The following is a 21,536-nucleotide window of genomic DNA, read 5'->3' on the forward strand; positions in this document are numbered from 1 at the left end:
GCGGAAGCATCATTTTCAGCAGCGCAGCTTTACGTTCTTCTGAGTAGAAAGGCATGACCATACTCTTGCCGCCCCCGGAATGCTTTTCAAAAAGCGGGGGACACGACAACTACCCTGACACCGGGGGGCAAGATCAAGAGCGGCTCGCTTCGCATCGTGGTTACCGTTGGCTGCGACGCAGTTGCAGGTATCAGGGAGCACAGGATTTTGCATTGTCTTGGTAAGACCGTGTTTGGCTCAGATGCTGATCGAGTCCAGCATGCGCCCCAACATGGCATCACATCCCGCCAACTGCGCTACGCTCACGAACTCATCCGGCTTATGCCCCTGCTCCATGCTCCCGGGCCCGCATACCACGGTGGGAATGCCCGCCGCATCAAACAGCCCGCCTTCGGTGCCAAACGCTACGGTGCCGAACGCTTGCGAGCCGCAAAACGCCGCAATCAGCTGCGCCGCCTGGCTGTGCTCATCCGTGACCAGCCCCGGGTAGGCTGACAGCTCTGTGAACCGAATGGAGCTCTGCTTGCTGACCGCCTGCATACGCGGCAGTACCTGCTGCATGGCGTACGCTTGCAGTTCTTGAGCGACTTCAGCGGGGTCCGTGGCGGGCAGGGCGCGTACTTCAAAGTCAAAGCGACAATCGGCCGGGACGATGTTCAATGCCTTGCCGCCACTGATCAGGCCGGTCTGTACCGTGCTAAAAGGTGGGTTGAAACGTGGGTCCTGGTGCGAACGCAACCGCTGGCCGATACGCCCGAGTTCGCAGATCAGATCGGCGGCATGTTCAATCGCATTCACCCCCGAAGGCGCATACGCCGAATGACATGCTTGGCCCTGTATGTCGCAGCGCATCGCCAACTTGCCCTTATGACCCAACACCGGTTTGAGTTCGGTCGGTTCGCCGATGATGCACAGCATGGGTTTCACTGGGCGCTGTTCCAAAACAGCGAGCAATGAGCGTACGCCCAGGCATCCGACTTCTTCATCGTAGGACAGGGCGATATGCACCGGCAGGCGCAACGGTGTTTTGACCAGTTCGGGTACCAACGCCAGCACGCATGCGATATACCCCTTCATGTCGGCGGTGCCGCGCCCGAACAGCTTGCCGTCACGCTCGGTCAACGTGAACGGCGGCAGGGTCCAGGGTTGCCCATCCACTGGCACCACGTCGGTATGCCCCGACAGCACGATACCTGGCAGCTCAACCGGGCCGACGCTGGCAAACAGGTTGGCCTTGTTGCGTTGCGCGTTGTAGACCAACTCGCTGGCGATGCCAAACCCGGCCAGGTAATCGCGCACAAACTCGATCAACTGCAGGTTGGACTCGCGGCTGGTGGTGTCGAAGCCCACCAGCGTTTCCAGCAGGTCGCGGCTGCGGCTCATCGCTCGTCTCCGGCCACGCCGTAGCCGGGGGAGCGGTCGGGGGCGAGGGCGCGATCGATATAGTCCTGTACCTGTGGGCGGTAGGCGTCCCAGAGTTTTTGCAATTCGCCAATCGGCGCTTCGTCGGCCCAATCCACGCGCAAGTTGATGATCGGCCAAGTCAACTCGCCCACCACCACCAGCGCGGCGGAATGCACCGGGCCGGCTTCGCCACCGGCGGCGATGGCGGCATGCATCGCTGCCAGCAACCGGTCTGCGAGCTGGCCTTCGCCCTGTTCGAAAGCCGAGACCATCGCGGTGATGACTTCACGGTCGGCGAGCATATTGCCCGCCGCCACGCATTGCTCGCCCGATACCGCGTGATGGGTACCCAGGGTCTGGCTGCCGCTGAAATGCACGCTGCGGCCCAGGTGGTCGATCGCCGTCAGTTGCCGATACTGGCTGTAGCCGTTGCGGGTGAGTGCTTTGTCGACGGCATCGGTTGGGGCCAGGCCCTGTTCCAGCCCGTCGAGCACGTCTGGGCCGAGGGCCGGCAAGGTGATGTTCTGGGTCGATACCGCGCCCACGCCGGGCCGCAGCCATGGGCAGCGAGCGCCTACGGCGATACTTGATGAGCTGATGGCAACGCCCAACTGGCCGGTTTCCGCGCAGCGGCCAACGATTGAAAAGGTCATGGCTAGCCTCCTTACTCTGGAATAACCGCGATCACATCAATTTCCATCAGCCACTGCGGCTGGCCCAGGGCCGAGACCACCAGCCCGGTGGAAATCGGGAATACACCCTTGAGCCACTTGCCCACTTCCTGATACACCGGCTCGCGGTAGCGTGGGTCGATCAAGTAGGTGGTGGTTTTGACGATGTGGCTGAGGTCGCTGCCGGCTTCTTCGAGCAGTTGCTTGACGTTTTTCATCGCCTGTTCGGCCTGGGCCCGAGGGTCGCCGAGGCCCACCAGGTTGCCATCGAAATCAGTGCCCACCTGGCCGCGTACATACACGGTGTTGCCGGCGCGCACGGCCTGGCACAGGTCGTTATCCAGGCTCTGGTTGGGATAGGTTTCTTTGGTGTTGAACATGCGGATGCGAGTGTGAGTAGGCATCAAAAAACTCCAGGAAAAGTGATCAGGCGCTGACAGGGGTCTGGCGGGCAACCGGCGCAGCTTCGCGGTACTCGAGGTACTGACGCTGGATAGCGATATGGTCGGCTACGTATTTGGCGTCGTGCCACACTCCCCAGATAAACGACGAGCCACGCCGCGACTGCCACGGCAAACCGAGGAAGTAGATGCCGGCTTCGCTGGATACACCGCGTTGGTGTTGCGGCTTGCCGGCGGCGTCGAAAGCGTCCACCTGTAGCCAGCTGTAGTCCACGGCAAACCCGGTGGCCCAGATGATCGAGGTGATGCCCGCTTCGGCCAGGTCCAGCGTCAGGATTGGTTGCTTGATGCATTCAGCGTCGGGAAACACGCGACGTGCTTCGGGCTCCTGGGGCAGGTCGAGACCATTGCGTTCGATATAGGCGTCGGCCGCGTCCAGCAGGGCCAGGTAGTTCTCATCACCGCGTGCCAGGTTTTCCACCAGGTTGGGTTGGAACGTCGCCACCGTGCCGTCGAAGGCTTGGGTCAGGCCAACCAGGGTCATGCCTTGCTGGGCCAGCTCACGGAAGTCGATGGTCTTGCCGCCGTGGGCGCCGCTCACAGCAATGGTCACGTGTTCACGGCCAGGCTTCATCGCCGCCTGGTCCCACTCGCCCAACACCCCCAGCCACCAGCAGAAATCCCGGTTGCGATAGGCGCGGGGCGGACGGTCATGGGCGCCTACCGACAGGTAGACCTGGCGACCGGCGCGCTGCAGTTCATCGGCGATTTGTACGCCGGAAGAACCGGCGCCCACCACTAATACGGCGCCCGCCGGCAGTTGCCCAGGGTTGCGATAGTCGGCGGAGTGGATCTGGTGCAGTGCCGTGCCTGTAGGCGCTATGCCTGGAATCACGGGCTTCTGGAATGGCCCGGTGGCGGCGACCACGCGGTTGGCTTCGAACACACCTTCACTGGTGTGCACGGTGAAGCCGGGGCGGCCGATGTTACGTACCACTGACGTCACGTCCACGCCAGTGCGGATCGGCGCATTGAATTTGCGTGCGTAAGCTTCAAAGTAATCGGCGACACGCTCTTTTGGCGCGAAGCCATCGGCAGGGACGTCGTCGAATTCCAGACCGGGGAAGCGGTCATGCCAGGCCGGGCCGTTGGCGACCAACGAGTCCCAGCGCCCGGTGCGCCAGCGCTCGGCGATACGGCTGCGCTCCAGCACCAGGTGCGGCACGCCTTGCTTGCTCAAATGCTCGCTCATGGCCACGCCAGCCTGACCTGCGCCCACTACCAGCGTGTCTGTTTTTGTTATTGCTTGAGTCATGTGTCTGTCCTTGCGTAATGCAGTTGGATTCAGCTTGGGCATGACGTCAAGTTAGGGGGCGGGCGATGATTAATAAAATATTATTAAGTTGGGAATTGAGCATAAATATCGGATGCAGAGGGGGCTGTAGGAGCGAGCTTGCTCGCGAAAAACGTCAACGATAATGCGTGTTTTCTGAATGAACGCGGCGCCTGTGGTTTTTTCCCGAGCAAGCTCGCTCCCACAAACAGCTTAGAGCTCTCCGGAGTACTTCACCGCCGCCGCCGCCCGCGACGGTACCTTCAGGCTGCGCAGCAGGGACGACACATGGATGCGCACGGTAAACGGCGAGATATCCAGGGCCTTGGCGATTTCCTTGTTGGTCTTGCCCTGGGCAATCAGGCGCAGCACTTCCTGCTGGCGGGTGGTAAGGGTATGAGTGTCCAGCGGCAGCAGGCCCGACGGCGCGAACTTGACCAGCACTTCGCCGGCGCGTATCGCCAGCAGCGCCTGGCCGATCTCGTCCGGGGCGATGTTCTTGCCGATAAAACCGTCGACGCCCAAGGCCATGACCTGTTCGATCAGCGCAGGGGCGTCCACCATCGACACCACCACCAAGGTGGTGCGTCGCAGTTGCTGGCGCAGTTCGGCCAGTTGGCTGATGCAGGTCAGGCCGGGAAAACGCAAATCGAGGATCAGGGTATCGACCTCGCCCGCCTCGCGCAGCAGCGTATTCACCGTGGCCAGGTCGCCGGCCTCTTGCACTTGGGCGTCGGGCAGCAGGCGTTGCACGGTGCGCGCCATGCCTTCGCGAAACATGGGGTGGTCGTCGGCGATGATGATCCGGCCAGTCATGGTGAGCTCCTTCCTGGGGCCAGGTTGTGTCGAGGCATGCTACTTTATTTACCGTCGGCGCAGGAGCGAGCTTGCTCGCGAAGCACGCCCAGGCACCGCGTACTTCCAGGTCAAACGCGTTGTCGCTGACGTTTTTGGCGAGCAAGCTCGCTCCTACAGATGAGATGTCAAGGATATGACTATGAGTCCCGAGACCAGCTCCGAACTCGATCAGGCTAACCTGCGCATCGTGGTGGCCACCATCGCCATTGTGTATATAAGCCTACTGGGTTTCCTGCCTGGGCAGTCGCTGGACACCTACCTGCCGGTGATCCTGTATATCTTCGTGTTCCTGCTGGCATCCATCGTGTTGCGCCAGGTGATCGCACGCTGGCCCGGGCATTATCCGGCGCGGCGGATCTTCGGCATGATCCACGATTACACAGGCACTTCGTTCGGCCTGGTGGTGGGCGGTGAGGCGGCATTGCCGCTGTATGCGGTGATGGTCTGGGTGAACCTGGGCAACGGCATGCGCTATGGTTCGCGCTACCTGGCAATTGCGACGGGGTTGGCGTTGCTGGCGCTGTTGATCGTGTACCAGCTCACGCCGCTGTGGCAGGCGCAACCCTTCATGATGCTGATGCTGATGATCACCAGCACGGTGATCCCGGTGTACGCCCATATCCTGTTGGAGCGCACACGCAAGGCTTCCGAGCAAGCCATCGCCGCCAACCTGGAAAAGTCGCGCTTTCTCGCCCAGGCCAGCCATGACCTGCGCCAGCCGATCCACTCCATCGGCCTGTTCACTGCCTGCTTGCGCGAAGCCCGCTTGGGGGAGGACGAACAGCGCCTGGTAGACAATATCGACCGCTCTTTGCTTAACGTGTCGCAATTGTTCCGTTCGATTCTCGACCTTTACACCCTCGACAACGGACGCCTGTTGCCCAAATACCAAGTGATTCACCTGGGTGACTTTCTCGCCGACCTGGTGCGCCAGAACGCCGAGGCCGCGCGCTGGGCTGGGGTGGAGTTGCGCTTGCGCGCCTGCGCTCACTGGGTGCTGGTCGACCCGGCCATGTTGGCAACGATGGTGCAGAACCTGCTCTCCAATTGCTTCAAATACGGCGCGCAACGACCAGTGCTGATCGGTGTGCGCGTTCGCGATAACGGCTTGGTGGTGGAGGTGCACGACCAGGGGCGGGGCATTGCCAGGGAACATCTGTCAAAGGTCTTCGAAGAGTTTTATCGCGTGCGCCAACTGCGTGACAAGGACGTTGAAGGCGTGGGCCTCGGGCTGTCCATCGTCAAGCGCCTGGGGCAGTTGATGGGGTTGCAGGTGAGCCTGCGTTCGCGGCTGGGCCATGGCACCTCAGTGAGTCTGCATGGCCTGGCCTTGGCCACCGCGCCGCGTCAACCGGTAGTGCGTGACGATGCTCGCCAGGCCGGTCTGCTCAGCGGTCTGAAAGTGTGCCTGGTGGAGGATGACTACAACGTGCTGCTCGCCACCCAAGCCTTGCTCGAGCGCTGGGGGTGCGAGGTGCAGGCCGAGTCCACAGGGCAGGGCTTGGTCAGCGACTGCGACATCATCGTTGCCGATTACGACCTGGGCAACCATGCCACCGGCATTGAATGCATCGACCAGCTACGCGAGCAACGTGGCTGGGCGGTGCCCGCGCTGATCCTCACCGGGCACGATGTGGAGAAAATCCAGGCCGCGTTGCAAGATCGTCAGATCGCTATCCTGTCCAAACCGGTACGCCCTGCGGAACTGCGTGGCACCCTGCGTGAGCTCAGTCAGGAAAAAATTACTGCATGAACGGCGTCAACCCATTGCCTTTGGCGCCCTTGGGCATGCAGTAGGCCGCGGGCTTCATCAGGCCGAAGCTGGCAATCGCGAACGCGCCGCCGCTCGCACCGCTGGGCACGGAGCAGTTGTACTCGCCGGAGGCTGTGTTAGCGACGTAGTAGGTGGTCATGGAGTCGCTGCGCACATTGGAGATACGTTTTACCGGCTCGCCCAGATTGGTTTCCGAAAGCTTCTTGAGATGATCTTCGGTGGGCTTGATATTGCTGCAACCGGCGACGCCGATGATCAAGGCGCCCAGCAGGGCAAGGCGAGTGACAGGGGAGTGGAGTTTCATGGTGCTTCTTCCTTGGGGTTGTTTTGGTTTTTCCAACGCGCAAAGAACCCGCGCGCACTGAGTGCGCGGTGTGGGTGAGAACGTTGGAAGTGCCGCGCAATATAGCGCCGCCGTGGGGTGGGGTCGATTAGCACAAATGGGCTAGTGGCAGTTTGAGGTCATGGAAGGAGTTTGCGATGCTGGAGATAAAACGTGCCACGCCGGATGACGCCGAGCGTGCGTTCGACATTCGACGCGAGGCCATTCGGGGTCAATGCATTGGCGCCTACAGCGCTGAGCAAATGGCGCTCTGGACCCGAGGTCGCGCCAGCGATGGCTACAGCGTGTTGATGGAAAAACAGTTCTACATGGGCTGGCTGAATGACGAGCCTGTCGTCACCGGTATGCTCGATCTTGCCGACGGTGAAATAGGGGCCTTGTTTGTATTGCCCGCTTACATGGGGCAAGGCATTGGCAAGGCAATGCTTGCTCATCTGGAAGGCGTGGCACGCCAGCAAGCGATTGAACAGGTTGTGCTGGATGCGACATTGAACGCGGTAAGTTTTTATAGAGCGTGCGGGTATGTAGGCGATGAGCAGGCGGTGTATCGCTCTCCGTCCGGGTTGGTGCTGGCGTGTGTGCCGATGGTGAAGCGGCTGCGGGTTAGGAGTCCCGCTTGAATGCAGTGCGCAATTGCTCGATCACCTGCACCACCCCTGGCCCTTGAACCTGCGGCGGGGTGAGGCTCTCGCCAAACTCGCGCCATACAAACAGGGTCAGTTCAGCGCCATCGGTCAGGGGGGCGAGGGGCTGCGTACCGAAAGCGTACAGCGAGCGGTAGCGTTCGTCCTGCCAGAACGCTCGCTCCACCCAGTCATAGACAGGAATGAAGTGAAAGTGCAGCGGGAAACCCGGCATATGTCCGTAGCGGCTGATATATAGCCACTTCGGCTGGAGCTGGGCTTGCATCACTCGTTGGATGTTGGCGAGCAAACCGCCCATTTCGGCCAGCGCGGCTTCTGGCATGTCGGCGAGGGAGTCAACCGGCACCTTGGCGCCAAGCATCAGGTAGCCCGGCAGCTTCGACGCCAGGTGGTGGTTGAGCTGCCAGTGCTCGGTCTGGTGAAGGATGAAGGCCGGGTCGATGTGCATACGCGCGCGTCCGAGTGGGCTGGAGCGCCAGGATAACAAAACTGCCGGCTTGCTCGCGAAGGCGGCCTGATAGCCGACCGGATGTCAGATCAGACCGCGTACATATCCGTTATTCAAGTAACGGCCACCTAGGGTTCCGCAATGACGGCGGCTCACTTTGCAAAAGCGGCAAATCAAGCAAAACGCTCTTGCCCCACTACCGGCTACTCGGCACCTCGTTAGCGGGGCCCTATCGCCCTGCTTAGCCGCCGGCCACTGGACTGCGCCAGTCGTCCGAACCGGACGTCCCGGCGACCTCGTGAGTCCAGATGATCTTGCGATAGCTGAAGTGCACGTCCTCCAGATGGGTGAAGTGGGCGTTTTCGGGGGCCTGGCAGTTGGGCATGCGCGATTGGATGTCCACGATGGTCGCGCCTTCCAGTTCAATGGTGAAGTAGTGCTCCAGGGTCCCGGAGGAAGAGTTGCGCAGCCATTCCAGCCGGCAGGACACTTCTTCGCCGGTAGTCAGGGCGCTGAACAGCAAGGGTGAGGATTTATCGAAAACCTTGCTGATCATCAGCGGTTTGTGCACGCGCTGACCGGTTGGCTGGCCGGATTGCGGGTCGCGAGGAATGATCACCTGGTGAGCAAATGCTTGTACCAGTATCTGGTCCTCATGACCTTCCTGATAAATGCTGCCTACCGAGTCCTGAGTAAATGTGCCTGCCGTAATCAAACCTTGTTTGACACCGGTGATGGAGAGATACGCGGGTGTTGGCATGACGGGTTTCCTTGCCTGATTGAGTAGGTATTGCCGAACAGCAAAAGCGCTGAAGGGGCAGAGGCCTATAACAAGAAGCGTGCCTGAAAGTATGAAAGCCAATGAAATAAAGACCAAGGCGGCTCTGTGTTCGTTTGTTCAGAGCTTATTGTCGAGCGGTAGGTGGATTTCAGCGCTATTAGTTTCACGCCTGCGCGCACTTAGTTGCTCATGCCCTATAAGTTGTAAATGCGCGGCTGTCGGAGATAAAGCGTGGTTTTTTCCGATGAAGAGGTGCGCAAATAGTTGCGCATTCCTTTATTTGTTGGGTGTGTAGGACGTTTCTTAAGTTCCGTTCCGTTACTTGCTGATTGTTTTCGTCGTGGCTAAGGTTCACTCACTTCGATGAGTTTTGAATGGAAGTTCAAGGGCGTTTCGACAATGGCGTTAAGTCCTCCTATTTACCTCGGACGGATGTGTGCAACTCAAAATGGCTTATTCAGAAGAACTTTATGTTCATTACCGCAAGCTTGCACGGAAAGCATGTTGCTCAAGCAGTTTTGTTGGTAGTGACGTGCGTTTTTCGAGCGAGTTTGAAGCGCTGGAGGCCGAGCTTGGCAAAGCCCAGTCTATCCATGTTGCGGGCCAGCCGGATTGGCAGAAGGTCAGCGAAATCAGCGAGCATTTGCTGCGTGATCACTCCAAGGATCTACGCGTCGCCGTCTGGTTGGTCTGGGCCCTGTATCAACGTGATTCATTTGCCGGATTGCTGGCCGGTCTCGGTTTGCTGCGTGACCTGTGTGAACTCCATTGGGAGCAGGTTTACCCTGGCAAGCTACGAACCCGAGCTGCGGCGTTTGGCTGGCTGGTGTCGCGCCTTGAGCAAGCGTTTGCACTCAACCCGTCGCTCAGCGATCAACGGCCTTTATTCCAGGCGCTGTTGGAACACCTGGCATGTCTCGACCAGCTATGGGGCGAACAACTTGGAAGCGATGCACCTTTGCTGCTGCCGATTCGCCGGCAATTGTCGGAGCGCTTGGCGCAGGGTGTATCCGAACCTGGCGGTGTCGCGAACGTCATTGCCCAGGTCAAGCAGACGACCCAGTTGCTGAGTCCCGGGCAACCGATCAACAACGAAAAAGACGCGCACAGACTGCTGCGCACTTTACAGGAGCAGGCCCGCCCGTTATGTGCCTGGTGGTTGCGCCAGGACGCAACCGACCTGCGTGCCTTGCGCCTGGGTCGAACCCTGGCGTGGTTGATGCTCGTCAATTATCCCGACGCCAACAGTGAGCGAGTAACGGCGTTGCGCCCGTTGGTCGCGGACAAGCGCAAGCGCTATCAAGAGCGTCTCAGCCAAGGCCATCACGCCGATCTGTTGCCTGAGCTTGAGGTAAGCCTGGCGGGTGCGTTGTTCTGGTTGGATGGTTTGCGCATGGTCTGGGAGTGCCTGGACGCCTTGCATGCAAACCTGGCCATGACTGAACTGGAGATGCATTTGGCTCTGCTGCTGCAGCGCCTGCCGCACCTGCCTGAATATCGGTTCAACGACGGCACCCCCTTTGCCGACCCTGCGACAGGTGAGTGGATCGCGCTGCATGTGATGCGTCACGTGCACAAGCCCGAGCCCTCCCATGTTGTCACCGACAGTGACACGCAGCCCTGGGAGATCGCATTGCAAGCGGTGATGCCTTGCCTGCGAAAGGACGGCCTCAAGGCAGCAGTGGCCGTACTCAAGCAAGGGCTGCAGGCGGCGTGCGGTGATCGAGCGCGCTTTCATTGGCGCCTGGCGCTGGCCAGGTTGTGCGTGGCGGCTGGCAAGCATGAGCTGGCCAGGCTTCAGCTGGAAGAACTCGACCTTCAATTACAGCGCACAGGTCTGGAAAGTTGGGAGCCGGTGCTGACCTTGCAAGTCGGCAAGCTTCTGTACCGCTGCTATGAGCTGTTGCCACAAACCCAGCCCATATGCGACTGCAAAGACGCACTGTATCGCAGGTTGTGCCATTTCGATCTTGAAGCAGTACTTGAATAGCGCCTCATCAAAAAGGAAAAGCACCATGGCCAAAGACGGTTCGGTAGCCCCCAAGGAACGTATCAATATTACTTTCAAACCCGCCGTCGGTGGGGCCCAGGAAGAAGTCGAGCTGCCGTTGAAGCTGCTGGTGCTGGGAGATTTTTCCCAGCGTGCGGACCCACGCAAACTCGAAGAGCGCAAGCCCATCGGTATCGACAAGCACACCTTTGACGAGGTGTTGGCCAAGCAAGCCTTGAGCCTGACGCTGAGCGTAACCAATCGCCTGCAGGATACCGCTGATGTGGAGGAGTTGCCGATCCAGGTGCAGATCAACGCCATGAGGGACTTCAACCCCGCAAATCTGGTCGAGCAGATCCCTGCGTTGCAAAAGCTGATGGCATTGCGTGAAGCCTTGGTGGCGCTCAAGGGGCCGCTGGGTAACACACCGAACTTTCGCAAGGCTATCGAGCAGGCATTGGCCAATGACGATTCCCGCGCTCGAGTCCTGGCCGAACTGGGGCTGGACAGCCCTCAAGCATTGCCGTTTCAGTAAAGGGACACTGACACCATGAACACGATTGAACACAGCTCGAAAATCGTACAAACCACCGAAACCTGCAGCATCCTCGATAACATCATTGCCCAGACCTTGCTCAGCGCCGACGACGAGGCTTATGGCATCGCCAAGCGCGGCGTGTCGGCGTTCATTGCAGAGCTGCTCAAGCCACACAACTGTGATGAGCCGGTAAAGAAACACCTGGTCGACCGCATGATTGCCGAGATCGATACCAAGCTCAGCCAGCAAATGGATGAAATCCTGCACCATCCGGACTTCCAGGCACTGGAGGCTTCCTGGCGAGGCTTGCAGTTGCTGGTCGAGCGCACCAATTTTCGCGAGAACATCAAGATCGAGCTCTTGAATGTCTCGCGCCAGGACCTTCTGGACGATTTCGAAGACTCATCGGAGATCACCCAGTCCGGGCTTTACAAACATGTCTACAGCGCTGAATACGGCCAGTTCGGCGGACAGCCGGTGGGCGCAATCATTGCCAACTACTTTCTCTCGCCCAACGCACCTGACGTGAAGCTGCTGCAGTACGCATCCAGCGTCGCCAGCATGGCCCATGCGCCTTTTATCGCCGCTGCCGGGCCCGGTTTCTTCGGTTTGGAAAGTTTCACCGGGCTGCCTGACCTCAAGGATCTGCGAGATCATTTCGAAGGTCCGCAATTTGCCAAGTGGCAAAGTTTCCGGCAGAGCGAAGACGCCCGTTATATCGGCCTTACGGTACCGCGCTTTCTATTGCGTACCCCGTATGACCCCCTTGAGTACCCAGTCAAGACCTTTGCCTACCAGGAGAATGTGGTTAATAGCCACGAGCATTACTTGTGGGGCAATACCGCCTATGCCTTTGCCACCCGCCTGACCGACAGCTTCGCGCGATTTCGCTGGTGCCCGAACATTATCGGCCCGCAAAGCGGCGGAACGGTCGAGGACCTTCCGCTGCATCACTTCCAGAGCATGGGCGAGATCGAAACCAAGATTCCTACCGAGGTGCTGGTATCGGACCGACGCGAATACGAGTTGGCACAAGAAGGTTTCATCGCCTTGACCATGCGCAAAGGCAGCGATAACGCGGCGTTCTTTTCCGCCAGCTCCGTGCAGAAGCCCAAATCCTTTGGCATCAGTGAGGAGGGCAGGGCCGCAGAGCTGAATTACCGGCTGGGCACCCAGTTGCCTTACATGATGGTAGTCAACCGCCTGGCGCACTACCTCAAAGTGCTGCAGCGCGAGCAGTTGGGCGCATGGAAAGAGCGCACAGACCTGGAGTTGGAACTCAACAAGTGGATTCGCCAGTACGTGGCGGACCAGGAAAACCCTAGTGCCGAAGTACGTGGGCGGCGCCCGTTGCGAGCTGCACGCATTGTCGTCAGTGATGTCGATGGCGAACCTGGCTGGTACCGGGTCAACCTGACTGTGCGCCCGCATTTCAAGTACATGGGGGCAGATTTCACTTTGTCCCTGGTCGGTAAGCTGGATAAAGAATGAGCAGAGGCTACGGCATGCCAGAGCACAGCAGCCTTTTCGAACGCCTGGAATGCGGTGCGTCGCCCCCGGAGGGCGGGGCGGCGTCCATTGCTGCCCATCTGGGGAAAATGCTCAGCACTCGCGCGGGCAGTGTCAAGACACTGCCTGATTATGGGCTGCCGGACCTCAATGACATGCGGCTTAGCTTGCATGAGTCTTTGAGCCAGTCGCGTCTACATATAGAGCGCTTTATCCAGGCCTATGAACCGCGGTTGACGAATGCACGTGTCAGGCTGTTGCCGGGTGCGCGTGAATCCTTGGAATTGGCGTTTGCCATCGAGGCTGAGCGGGCCATTGACGGCATCCTGCAGCCCGTGGTGTTCCACGTCCGCCTCACGGATGCCGGGCGGGTTGAGGTTTTTACCGATGACGCTTGACCGATATTTTCAAAGCGAACTCAGTGCTCTGCGCCAACTGGGCAGGCGTTTTTCAGAGCGCAATCCCGCCCTGGCGCCGTTTCTCGCCGAGGCTGGCCAGGACCCGGATGTCGAACGCTTGTTGGAGGGCTTTGCCTTTTTGACCGCGCGCCTGCGCCAGAAGCTGGATGACGAACTGCCGGAGTTGACGCATTCGTTGATGCATTTGCTCTGGCCTCATTACATGCGGCCTATACCGGCCTTCAGCATCCTGCAATTCGACCCGTTGAAACGCGCTGGTCCCCGTGTTCGTGTGGGTCGGGACACCACGGTGGAAAGCGCCACCGTCCACGGCGAGCGTTGCCGGTTCCGCACATGCTACGCCACCGATGTCATGCCCCTGCAACTCAGCGGCCTGGAATACAGGAGCCAGGGCGAAGGGGCCCGTCTGGATTTGCACCTGAGCATGAGTGTCGCAGGTAACTTCAGCGAGTTGGCATTTGATTCACTGCGCTTGCACCTGGCCGGAGACCCCTATGTCAGTCAGGGCCTGTATCTGAACCTGTTGCGTCATCTCGATGGGATCTGCCTGCTGCTACTGGATCACGACGGTATGCCGATCATCGCCAGCGATGGCAAGCCCGTGATGCTACGGCTCGCTGCTGACCAGGTCCGGCCGGTGGGGTTCTCAAGGGAGCAGGCGTTGATCCCTTATCCGCAGAATACCCTGGGGGGTTATCGACACCTGCAGGAGTACTTTGCTTTTCCCGAGAAGTACCTGTTTGTCGACGTCGAAGGTCTGAGTGTGCTGCACACGCTGTCTCACGAGCTGCTCCGGCAGGCGCATGGCATGGTGATGCGCTTTGAACATCGAACTCAGGGCCGTGCCCCCCAGCGTCCCACCCTGGACAACATAAAGTTGTACTGCACGCCCATCGTCAACCTGTTCAAGCAGGATGCGATTCCTATTCGCCTGGATGGAAAGCAGGATGAGTACCTCTTGGTGCCCGGGGAATATACGCCGGGTAATGCCAGCGTCTTTTCCGTGGATCAGGTCACCGGTTGGCGCCCCGGTGGCTTGGGCTATCAAACCTACGTGCCGTTCGAGTCGTTTGAGCATGACTGCGAGACTGAGCCCCTGGCGGCACCGCCCAGTTATAGCATTCGCCAACGCTCGTCGATTCAACATGCCGGGCTCGATACCTGGATGGGGTTTGGCAACCGCCGCGAACGGGGCCATGAAACCTTGTCGGTCGAACTGACCTGTACTAATTGCAACCTGCCACGCCAACTGCGTGCGGGTGATATCAATCAACCCGGTGAGCAGACGCCGGAGTCGTTGACGTTCCGCAACATCACCGCGCCAACGGCGAGCTTCGCACCACCAGTGGACCAGGACTTTCTGTGGAAGCTCATCAGCAACATGTCGCTCAACTATTTGTCGTTGACCGATATCAATGCCTTGAAAGTGATTCTGGAGGCCTACGATTTGCCGCGTTATTACGATCGCCAGGCGCTGAAGGTCAGCCAGAAAAGACTGGGCGCCTTGCGCTCCATCCGCCAAGAGCCAGTGGACCGCCTGCACCGCGGGCTGCCCATCCGAGGCGTGCGGATCGACCTGACGGTCGATTCCCAGGGCTTTGTTGGTCAGGGCGACCTGTTTGTATTCGCTTGCGTTCTAAATGAGTTTTTTGCGCTTTATGCCAGCCTCAATTCGTATCACGAGTTGCGGGTCATCAGCACACAAGGAGACGTGTATCTATGGCCATCCCAGATGGGACAGCAACCCCTGCTCTGACTCAACTTTGTCGCGTTATCCGTGAGTACACGTTATTTCAGGCGGTTCTGCAGGTTACAGAGCGTTTGCGCGAGGCCCATCCGCTTTTAGATGACGACGCGCTGTACGACCAGTTGGAATTCCAGGCCAACCCTGGTCTCGGGTTTGCCGCGCACGATATTGACCGGGTGGAGTTCTTTAGGGAACAGGGCCAATTGCGCGCACGCCTGCGTCTGAATGTGTTGGGGTTATTCGGTGCGGGGTCACCACTGCCCGCGTTCTATGGTGAGCAGGCATTCGCTGAGCGCTCGGGTGGCAACCCGACTCGAGATTTCCTCGACCTGTTCCACCATCGGCTGCACCGGCTGATGCTGCCGATCTGGCGCAAATACCGCTATCGGGCGTGTTTCCAGGCAGGTGCCAACGATAGGTTTTCCGAGCAAATGTTTGCCTTGATGGGGCTGGGCGCAGCCGCGATCCGGGGCGTTTGCCAAGTCGATTGCAAGCGCCTGCTGCCGTACCTTGGCTTGCTGAGTTCACGGGTGCATTCGGCGGCGTTGATCGAGTCGGTCCTGCGTTACTACTTCATGCACGAGGCGTTGTTTCTAGAGCAATGGGTTGCACGTACGGTCGAGGTCTGCCAGATGCAGCGCAATGATCTGGGGCGGGCCAATAGTGCTCTTGGCGAGGACTTGGTCCTGGGGCACCGCATCGCTGACCGCAGTGGCAAGTTCAGGGTGCATGTCCGGGCGCTGTGCTGGGAGCGTTTCCACGATTTCCTGCCCACCGGAAGTGCCTACCAACCACTGCGTTCGCTGGTGCGCCTGACCCTGCGGGACCCGTTGGACTACGACCTGCGCCTGATGTTGGCGCAGGGTCAGATCAAGGCCTTGCATATTGGCGAGAACACGGTTTGCCGCCTGGGCTGGACCACTTGGCTGGCGCATGAACAGGCCGATGGCGTGGTCACGCTGACCCACAATTCATCAGGGATTAATGACCATGATTAATGCGCACTTGCACCAACTGATCGGCGCGCTGTCGGCAAGACCGACACAGTGCTGGCCCTGGCGTGTTTCGACGAGTGCAGCCCATGACCGATAACCTGCTTGGTAAAGAGGCCGACCCGCTGGTTTATGTCGACGCGCTGTCTGCCTGTTTCACACGCTTGGGGTTCGAGCGCGATGAACATTCGTTACTTGAAGGATGCGTTACCGGGGCGGCACGGCTGAGCCAGTGTGAGCTCAGCCAATTGTATCTGCTAGACGAAGTGACCGGCCGGCTTGAACTGATCGCTCAACATATGGCCCAGATACCATCGCTCTCCGTTGCGCCTGCGTGTCCCGATCAGTCCCACCAAGGGCTGCTGCACGACACCTTGAACCAGGGCTCTGTCCTGAGTCTTGAGGATGTGCAAGACAGTGGGTACGACACCCGCTTCCTGCCGGCAATGGCGATACCCTGGCGTGCGCTATTGATCGTGCCGCTGCTCAGCCGATGCAAATGTATGACCGGTGTGCTGGTCTTCGCCCGCCAACAGTCGGCCCAGTTGCGAGGCTACGCCTCATCCTTGGGGCACTTGGGCAGCTTCGCCGTGAATCAGTTACTCGCACTGCGCGATATCCAGCCCATCGTTGGCACAAAGCGCAGATGCGACAAACCGTTGGCTGGAACATATGGCTTGATTGGCACCAGTGCGGCAATGGAGCAGGCGTGCCGGCTGATCAGTAAAGTGCTGCACACGCCTTATACCGTGCTGCTGCACGGTGAGACCGGCACTGGCAAGGAAGTGGTGGCCCGTGCCATCCATGCCGCCGGGCCGCGCAAGGCCAAGGCCTTTGTCGTGCAGAACTGCGCAGCGTTCCCGGAGGGGTTGCTTGAAAGCGAACTGTTCGGCTACCGAAAAGGCGCGTTCACTGGCGCCGAGCGCAATCACGCGGGACTGTTCGACGCTGCGCATGGCGGTACGTTGCTGTTGGATGAGATCGGCGATATGCCGCTGTCACTGCAAGCCAAGTTGCTGCGGGTACTGCAGGAGGGCGAGGTTCGCCCACTGGGTACCAGTGCAGCCCATAAGGTTGATGTCCGCATCATTGCTGCCACCCATCGCGACCTCGCGGCGATGGTTGCCGAGGGGCGCTTTCGCGAGGATCTCTATTATCGGCTTGCTCAGTTTCCCATCACTTTACCGGCCCTGCGCGAGCGAGACGGCGATGTACAGCAACTGGCGCGCTATTTCACGGACAAGGTTTGCGAAGCGCTGAAAAGGTCGCCTGTCGATTGGTCGAATACCGCCCTTGATCAACTTTCCAGCCACAGCTTCCCCGGCAACATACGCGAGCTCAAATGCCTGGTGGAGCGCGCCGTGCTGTTGTGTGACGACAGCGTGATCCGACCGGAGCATCTGGCGCTGCCGATGACACTGATGCCAGCCGCTACCGATGAAGCGACCCTGCGCCAGCGCATGGAGCGAGTGGAGCGCACGTTCCTGCTCGATTGCCTGCACAAGAATCGCGGTAATCGCACCCGCACGGCACGAGAGCTAGGGGTTGCCCGGCGTACGCTGCTCTACCGTCTTGCCCGCTTGAACATTCCCTTTGGCGATGCCAGGGAAGAGCGCTGAATGACGCACCTGATTTTCACTATGGGAGAAAGCCGATGCCTGATCGTCCATGGCACATCGTCGTGCTTGTACTGTTTTTGCTGGGGGGCTGTAACGCCAACTATGTGTTCGATGACGCTGAGTACCATCCTGTGGGCGACCCACAGGCGATCACTCGTGGCCGCTGAATGGAGGGTCATGAAGATGCAGCTTGTGTTTGAGATCTGTGCGCCCGAGAGCGAAAAGGACGTGCCCCTGGTCCGCAAAGTGTTTGACGTGAGTGGTGGCGTGATCGGCCGCGGCTCGGAATGTGATTGGGTAATACCTGACGCCAGCCGCGTGCTCTCCAGCCACCATGGACTGGTCGCTTACCGCGAGGGCCGCTATTTCCTCACGGATATCAGCCGCAACGGAATCAGGGTGGCAGGCAGTCATGAGCGCCTGCGCAAGGGGCAGGCGCGATTGATCAGTGATGGCGAAGTGTTCGAGCTGGGAGCGTTGACGATACGTGCGCGCTTGCTGGAGCCACCGCAACCTGCTGGCGGCCTGCAGGCCTCCTCGGCAGTAACGATCCCTGAAGACGCCTTCCTCTCGCTGGGCCCTTCACATCAGTTGGACGTTGATTGCCGTATGCATGCCTTTTCGCAGGATCTGGAGGCATTGAACGAGTTCGCCGATGAGCCGCAAGTGTGGACGGATCGCTACGGGGCTGACCGGGAGCACGTGGTCTTCCCACGTCGGGAAGAACCCGCGGTAGAGGTTGCCACGGTACAGGCAGCGATGACTGTGCCGACTGATGAAGAGTTCTGGCCACAATTTGCAGCAGCCTTGGGCCTGGACCCGAAGACGCTCGATCAACCGTGTCGGCAAGCACTGGTGATCAAGGTGGCGCGCTTATTTCGCCTGACGATCGAAGGGTTGCAACAAAGTTTGCGCACCCGTGACGAATTGAATAACGAATTGGATACAGCGCCGTTCGGCAGCCATGGTGTGGGCCTTAATCCCTTGAAAGCGTGTAGCGACACCGATGCTGCGTTAGCGGCGATGCTGGATATAAGTGTGTTAGGCCAGATGCCCGCTGTACGGGCTATTGCCCAGGCTCACCGGGAACTGCAAGCGCATCAGATCGCGCTGTTGGCCGCCTGTCGAAGCACCTTGCGCAACTACCGTGCGGCCTTTGAGCCCAGCTATCTGTTGGGATGCTTCGAGTCCTCGGGCAAATCGGTCGGGTTTTTCTCGGATGGTGGGCATTGGCGCGCATACCAGCGTCATTACCAGCGTCTGGTGGCGCAAGAGCGATTGAATGATTGTCCTTTGGGGGGCGACTTCGCCAAGGCCTATGAGGAGCAGGTGCGCCTGATCTCCAGCCTGCACATTGATTTTCCAGGATAATGCTCATGTACCGAGTCACCCTTGCTTTGCTGTTGCTCATGTTCGGGCTATTGGCGGGTTGCAGCGCCGTCTCGCCTTTTTCTAAGCTGACCAAGCTAGACATCGCGCTGACCGCCAGTGAACTCGTCAACCCGGATCTGCATGGCCGCCCCTCGCCAGTTGTGGTGCAGTTGATTGAGCTGCGCCAGGGCGCCGCTTTTGAACATGCCGACTTCTTCAGTCTGTATGGCAATGCGCAGCAGGCGCTGTCCAAGGACTGGGTAAACAGCGATGAACTTGAATTGCGCCCTGGGGACCGCCTGGGGCTCAAGCTTCGTATCGGACCTGACAGTCGTTTCGTGGGGGTGCTGGCGGCTTATCGAGACCTGCCCAATGTCCAGTGGCGGCTGCTGATCCCACTGACCGTGCAACAACGTAACCGTGCCGATCTGGTATTGGATCAGACCGGTATCCGCGTTGCCGGCTCACTCGCCGGCCTGGAGGCGCAGTGACATGCAGGCTCAGAAAGTTATCTGGCAAGAAGGCATGCTGTTGCGGCCACAGCACTTGCAGCACAACGACCGTTATTATCACCAGCAACTCACCCAGACGCGCTTGTTGGGCAGTGATACCTGGGGCTTGCTCACGCTGGAACTCAATTTGCAGTACCTCAAGCTGGGCAAGCTGGTGGTCAACCAGGCCAGCGGCGTTTTGCCGGACGGTAGCCTGTTTGAGCTGAGCGCCGGTATGGAACCTCTGGTGTTGCAGGTACCAACCGACACGGGCAGACAAGGCGTTTTCCTGGCGCTCCCACTGGCCAGTGGCAGTCACCTTGAAGTTCGCCAGCCTGGGCAGAGTGATGTGCTGGCACGCTACGTCAGCTGCGAAGTGGAAGTGGGAGATGCCAATGCGGGTGTGGATACGCGTTGCCGGATCAACTGCGCACGTCCCGACTTACGTCTTCTGTTGGGCGAACAACCGCATGACGAGCACTTCGTCAAACTCAAGATTGCCCAGGTACTGGACGCCACCGACGAGGGGGGAGTGAACCTGGATACAGCGTTCATCCCTACGTTCATTTTCGTACAGGAGCATGGGTACGTGGCGTCGTGCCTCAAGGAGGTGATCGGCCTGCTTGTCAGCAGGGGCGATGCCATCGCTGCACGTATTCGTGGCGAGAGCACGACCGCAGGCACACAAATCGCTGACTTCCTGATGCTGCAAGTAATCAATCGCACCGAGCTGGAGCTGCGCCACTGCCTGAGCCAGGCCCGGGTGCGACCCGAAGCAGTGTTCCGCGCGCTGGTGTCGCTGCTCGGTGAGTTATCAACGTTCGCCAGTGACAGTAAGCGTGCGCAGTTGAATGTTCATTACCAACACGGTGATCAGGGCGCCAGTTTTCGTGGGCTGATGGAGCAGGTGCGCCTGGCGCTGTCTGTGGTGTTGGAGCAACAGGCGATAAAGTTGGCTTTGCAGCCGCGCCAATATGGTGTCCTGGTATGCCCAGTCAGCGAGTTGAAATTGCTTGGCACGGCCACCTTCATTTTGGCGGCCACTGCGCAGTGTGAGGCGCAGGAACTGCGCCAGCGTCTGCCGGCACACCTGAAAGTCGCGCCGGTTGAGCGCATACGTGAATTGGTCAACCTGCACTTGGCCGGTATCAAGGTCAAGCCGTTGCCAGTGGCGCCGCGACAGATTCCATTTCATGCCGGCAAGACCTACTTCATGCTCGATATGAGCGCCCGTGATATCGCACAACTGGAGCAGTCAGGTGGTTTCGCTTTCCACGTAGGAGGTGAGTTCGCCGGGCTTGAACTTGACTTCTGGGCCATCAGGAATTGAATGCCATGGAAAGTGAATGCACTCAAGATGAAAAAACCGTCTTGCTCGACCGGGAAAGTCATGGGCCCGCCCAAGGACCATTAACGGACTTCCCGTCGCCGCCGCGTTATGAGCAACTGGAAGATCGCATGATCTACGCCGGCCTCAGGCTCGAGACGCAAAGTTTCCAGGTTGGGCTCAACCCTATAGTCGACGCGGCCTGGGCGGTATTGTCCGAGGTTGTTGGGCTCAGGCGCTGCTCTGGCCGTGAAAGCTGGGACACGCTCAACGATCGGTTGTCGTTGGCTGTCAATCAATTTGAAACCCACGCTTTGCAGGGCGGCGTGGAAAGCAGCCAGATAATATCGGCGCGTTATGTGTTGTGCAGTGTGATTGATGAGGCGGTCTTGATAACTCCGTGGGGGGCGCAGAGCGAATGGTCGAAAAAGAGCCTGTTGAGCCGCTTTCATAACGAAACCTTCGGAGGCGAAAAGGTTTTCCAACTGCTGGAGCGGCTGTCGCGCGACCCCGTCAAGCACCTGGCGATGCTGGAGCTTTTGTACCTGTGCCTGTCTTTGGGGTTCGAGGGCAAATACCGGGTCATGGAGCGGGGCGCGTCACAACTTGAGGCTGTTCGTGATGCCTTGTATCGCCAGATCAGGCATGTACGTGGGGAGCCTCTGAAGGCGCCGCTACTGCCTGCCATACAGGGGAAGGACCTGCACAAGCGGATCCGTGTCATTCCCGTCACCTGGTGTGTCGCATTCACCCTGACCTGTTTGTTGGCTCTGTATACAGGATTTGCCTGGGTACTGAGCAAGGAGCGATTGAATGCACTGCAACCCCTTCAATTCTCGGCGTCGGACCTGATTCGTACGCCCTTGTAAACGCTGG

General features: G+C 59.3%; 22 protein-coding genes. 14 read left to right on the forward strand and 8 right to left on the reverse strand.

What is annotated here, in order from left to right; genetic code table 11:
* Positions 1-237: 237 nt before the first annotated feature.
* The 5 genes from argE to BUE92_RS04170 all read right to left on the reverse strand — a co-directional run bounded on the left by argE (position 238) and on the right by BUE92_RS04170 (position 4,625).
* Positions 238-1,383 carry an acetylornithine deacetylase gene (argE, locus tag BUE92_RS04150; protein ID WP_073522040.1) on the reverse strand — a complete coding sequence of 382 codons (1,146 nt, stop codon included), beginning with the start codon at positions 1,381-1,383 and terminating at the stop codon, positions 238-240.
* A complete protein-coding gene (locus BUE92_RS04155; protein WP_034126115.1) occupies positions 1,380-2,057 on the reverse strand; it encodes a DUF1028 domain-containing protein in 678 nt (225 codons plus the stop codon). The genes argE and BUE92_RS04155 overlap by 4 nt, the downstream gene beginning before the upstream one ends.
* 11 nt (positions 2,058-2,068) lie before the next feature.
* Positions 2,069-2,479, reverse strand: coding sequence for a RidA family protein (locus BUE92_RS04160; protein WP_014718154.1), 411 nt, complete (start codon positions 2,477-2,479; stop codon positions 2,069-2,071).
* A 22-nt stretch (positions 2,480-2,501) separates the two neighbouring features.
* Complete coding sequence (locus tag BUE92_RS04165) at positions 2,502-3,833, reverse strand: flavin-containing monooxygenase (RefSeq protein WP_371915180.1); 1,332 nt, start codon at positions 3,831-3,833, stop codon at positions 2,502-2,504.
* A 189-nt stretch (positions 3,834-4,022) separates the two neighbouring features.
* Positions 4,023-4,625, reverse strand: a complete 603-nt coding sequence (locus tag BUE92_RS04170; RefSeq protein ID WP_073522045.1) for a LuxR C-terminal-related transcriptional regulator — start codon at positions 4,623-4,625, stop codon at positions 4,023-4,025.
* Between the two features lie 181 nt (positions 4,626-4,806).
* On the opposite strand from BUE92_RS04170, the gene BUE92_RS04175 reads away from it, so the two are divergent.
* Positions 4,807-6,420: an ATP-binding response regulator gene (locus BUE92_RS04175; protein ID WP_073522047.1), complete on the forward strand. Its 1,614-nt coding sequence runs from the start codon at positions 4,807-4,809 to the stop codon at positions 6,418-6,420.
* On the opposite strand, the gene BUE92_RS04180 is transcribed toward BUE92_RS04175, so the two are convergent.
* Entirely contained in the window at positions 6,410-6,745 is a 336-nt protein-coding gene (locus tag BUE92_RS04180) for a hypothetical protein (protein ID WP_044273082.1), read from the reverse strand. The genes BUE92_RS04175 and BUE92_RS04180 overlap by 11 nt on opposite strands.
* Before the next feature lie 176 nt (positions 6,746-6,921).
* Between BUE92_RS04180 and BUE92_RS04185 the strand changes: the two genes are divergently transcribed.
* A complete protein-coding gene (locus BUE92_RS04185; RefSeq protein WP_073522049.1) occupies positions 6,922-7,404 on the forward strand; it encodes a GNAT family N-acetyltransferase in 483 nt (160 codons plus the stop codon).
* Here BUE92_RS04185 and BUE92_RS04190 read toward each other — a convergent pair.
* Positions 7,388-7,876, reverse strand: coding sequence for an HIT family protein (locus tag BUE92_RS04190; RefSeq protein ID WP_073522051.1), 489 nt, complete (start codon positions 7,874-7,876; stop codon positions 7,388-7,390). The genes BUE92_RS04185 and BUE92_RS04190 overlap by 17 nt on opposite strands.
* Before the next feature lie 241 nt (positions 7,877-8,117).
* Positions 8,118-8,636 carry an Hcp family type VI secretion system effector gene (locus BUE92_RS04195; RefSeq protein ID WP_073522053.1) on the reverse strand — a complete coding sequence of 173 codons (519 nt, stop codon included), beginning with the start codon at positions 8,634-8,636 and terminating at the stop codon, positions 8,118-8,120.
* Between the two features lie 469 nt (positions 8,637-9,105).
* Between BUE92_RS04195 and tssA the strand changes: the two genes are divergently transcribed.
* The 12 genes from tssA (at position 9,106) to icmH (ending at position 21,529) form a co-directional block, all read left to right on the forward strand.
* A complete protein-coding gene (tssA, locus tag BUE92_RS04200) occupies positions 9,106-10,647 on the forward strand; it encodes a type VI secretion system protein TssA (protein ID WP_073522055.1) in 1,542 nt (513 codons plus the stop codon).
* A gap of 25 nt (positions 10,648-10,672) precedes the next feature.
* Positions 10,673-11,182 carry a type VI secretion system contractile sheath small subunit gene (gene tssB / locus BUE92_RS04205; protein ID WP_073522057.1) on the forward strand — a complete coding sequence of 170 codons (510 nt, stop codon included), beginning with the start codon at positions 10,673-10,675 and terminating at the stop codon, positions 11,180-11,182.
* Positions 11,183-11,197: 15 nt separating this feature from the next.
* A complete protein-coding gene (tssC, locus tag BUE92_RS04210) occupies positions 11,198-12,676 on the forward strand; it encodes a type VI secretion system contractile sheath large subunit (protein WP_073522059.1) in 1,479 nt (492 codons plus the stop codon).
* A 14-nt stretch (positions 12,677-12,690) separates the two neighbouring features.
* On the forward strand, positions 12,691-13,092 hold the full coding sequence (gene tssE / locus BUE92_RS04215; RefSeq protein ID WP_073522294.1) for a type VI secretion system baseplate subunit TssE: 402 nt from the start codon (positions 12,691-12,693) through the stop codon (positions 13,090-13,092).
* Positions 13,082-14,869: a type VI secretion system baseplate subunit TssF gene (gene tssF / locus BUE92_RS04220; RefSeq protein WP_073522062.1), complete on the forward strand. Its 1,788-nt coding sequence runs from the start codon at positions 13,082-13,084 to the stop codon at positions 14,867-14,869. The genes tssE and tssF overlap by 11 nt, the downstream gene beginning before the upstream one ends.
* Positions 14,833-15,858 carry a type VI secretion system baseplate subunit TssG gene (tssG, locus tag BUE92_RS04225; protein WP_073522066.1) on the forward strand — a complete coding sequence of 342 codons (1,026 nt, stop codon included), beginning with the start codon at positions 14,833-14,835 and terminating at the stop codon, positions 15,856-15,858. The genes tssF and tssG overlap by 37 nt, the downstream gene beginning before the upstream one ends.
* 83 nt (positions 15,859-15,941) lie before the next feature.
* A complete protein-coding gene (locus BUE92_RS04230) occupies positions 15,942-17,471 on the forward strand; it encodes a sigma-54-dependent Fis family transcriptional regulator (RefSeq protein ID WP_073522068.1) in 1,530 nt (509 codons plus the stop codon).
* Between the two features lie 35 nt (positions 17,472-17,506).
* On the forward strand, positions 17,507-17,638 hold the full coding sequence (locus BUE92_RS28705) for a hypothetical protein (protein WP_034126102.1): 132 nt from the start codon (positions 17,507-17,509) through the stop codon (positions 17,636-17,638).
* Positions 17,639-17,648: 10 nt separating this feature from the next.
* Entirely contained in the window at positions 17,649-18,842 is a 1,194-nt protein-coding gene (gene tagH, locus BUE92_RS04240) for a type VI secretion system-associated FHA domain protein TagH (RefSeq protein WP_073522070.1), read from the forward strand.
* A gap of 5 nt (positions 18,843-18,847) precedes the next feature.
* Positions 18,848-19,333 (forward strand): type VI secretion system lipoprotein TssJ, encoded by a 486-nt coding sequence (tssJ, locus tag BUE92_RS04245; RefSeq protein WP_073522072.1) that lies wholly within the window; start codon positions 18,848-18,850, stop codon positions 19,331-19,333.
* A gap of 1 nt (position 19,334) precedes the next feature.
* The gene (gene tssK, locus BUE92_RS04250; protein WP_073522075.1) at positions 19,335-20,663 is read left to right on the forward strand and encodes a type VI secretion system baseplate subunit TssK; all 1,329 of its coding nucleotides are present in this window, start codon (positions 19,335-19,337) and stop codon (positions 20,661-20,663) included.
* A 5-nt stretch (positions 20,664-20,668) separates the two neighbouring features.
* A complete protein-coding gene (icmH, locus tag BUE92_RS04255; RefSeq protein WP_073522078.1) occupies positions 20,669-21,529 on the forward strand; it encodes a type IVB secretion system protein IcmH/DotU in 861 nt (286 codons plus the stop codon).
* Positions 21,530-21,536: the final 7 nt, after the last annotated feature.

The sequence above is a fragment of the Pseudomonas fluorescens genome (genome assembly GCF_001902145.1).
Lineage (GTDB): Bacteria > Pseudomonadota > Gammaproteobacteria > Pseudomonadales > Pseudomonadaceae > Aquipseudomonas > Aquipseudomonas fluorescens_BV.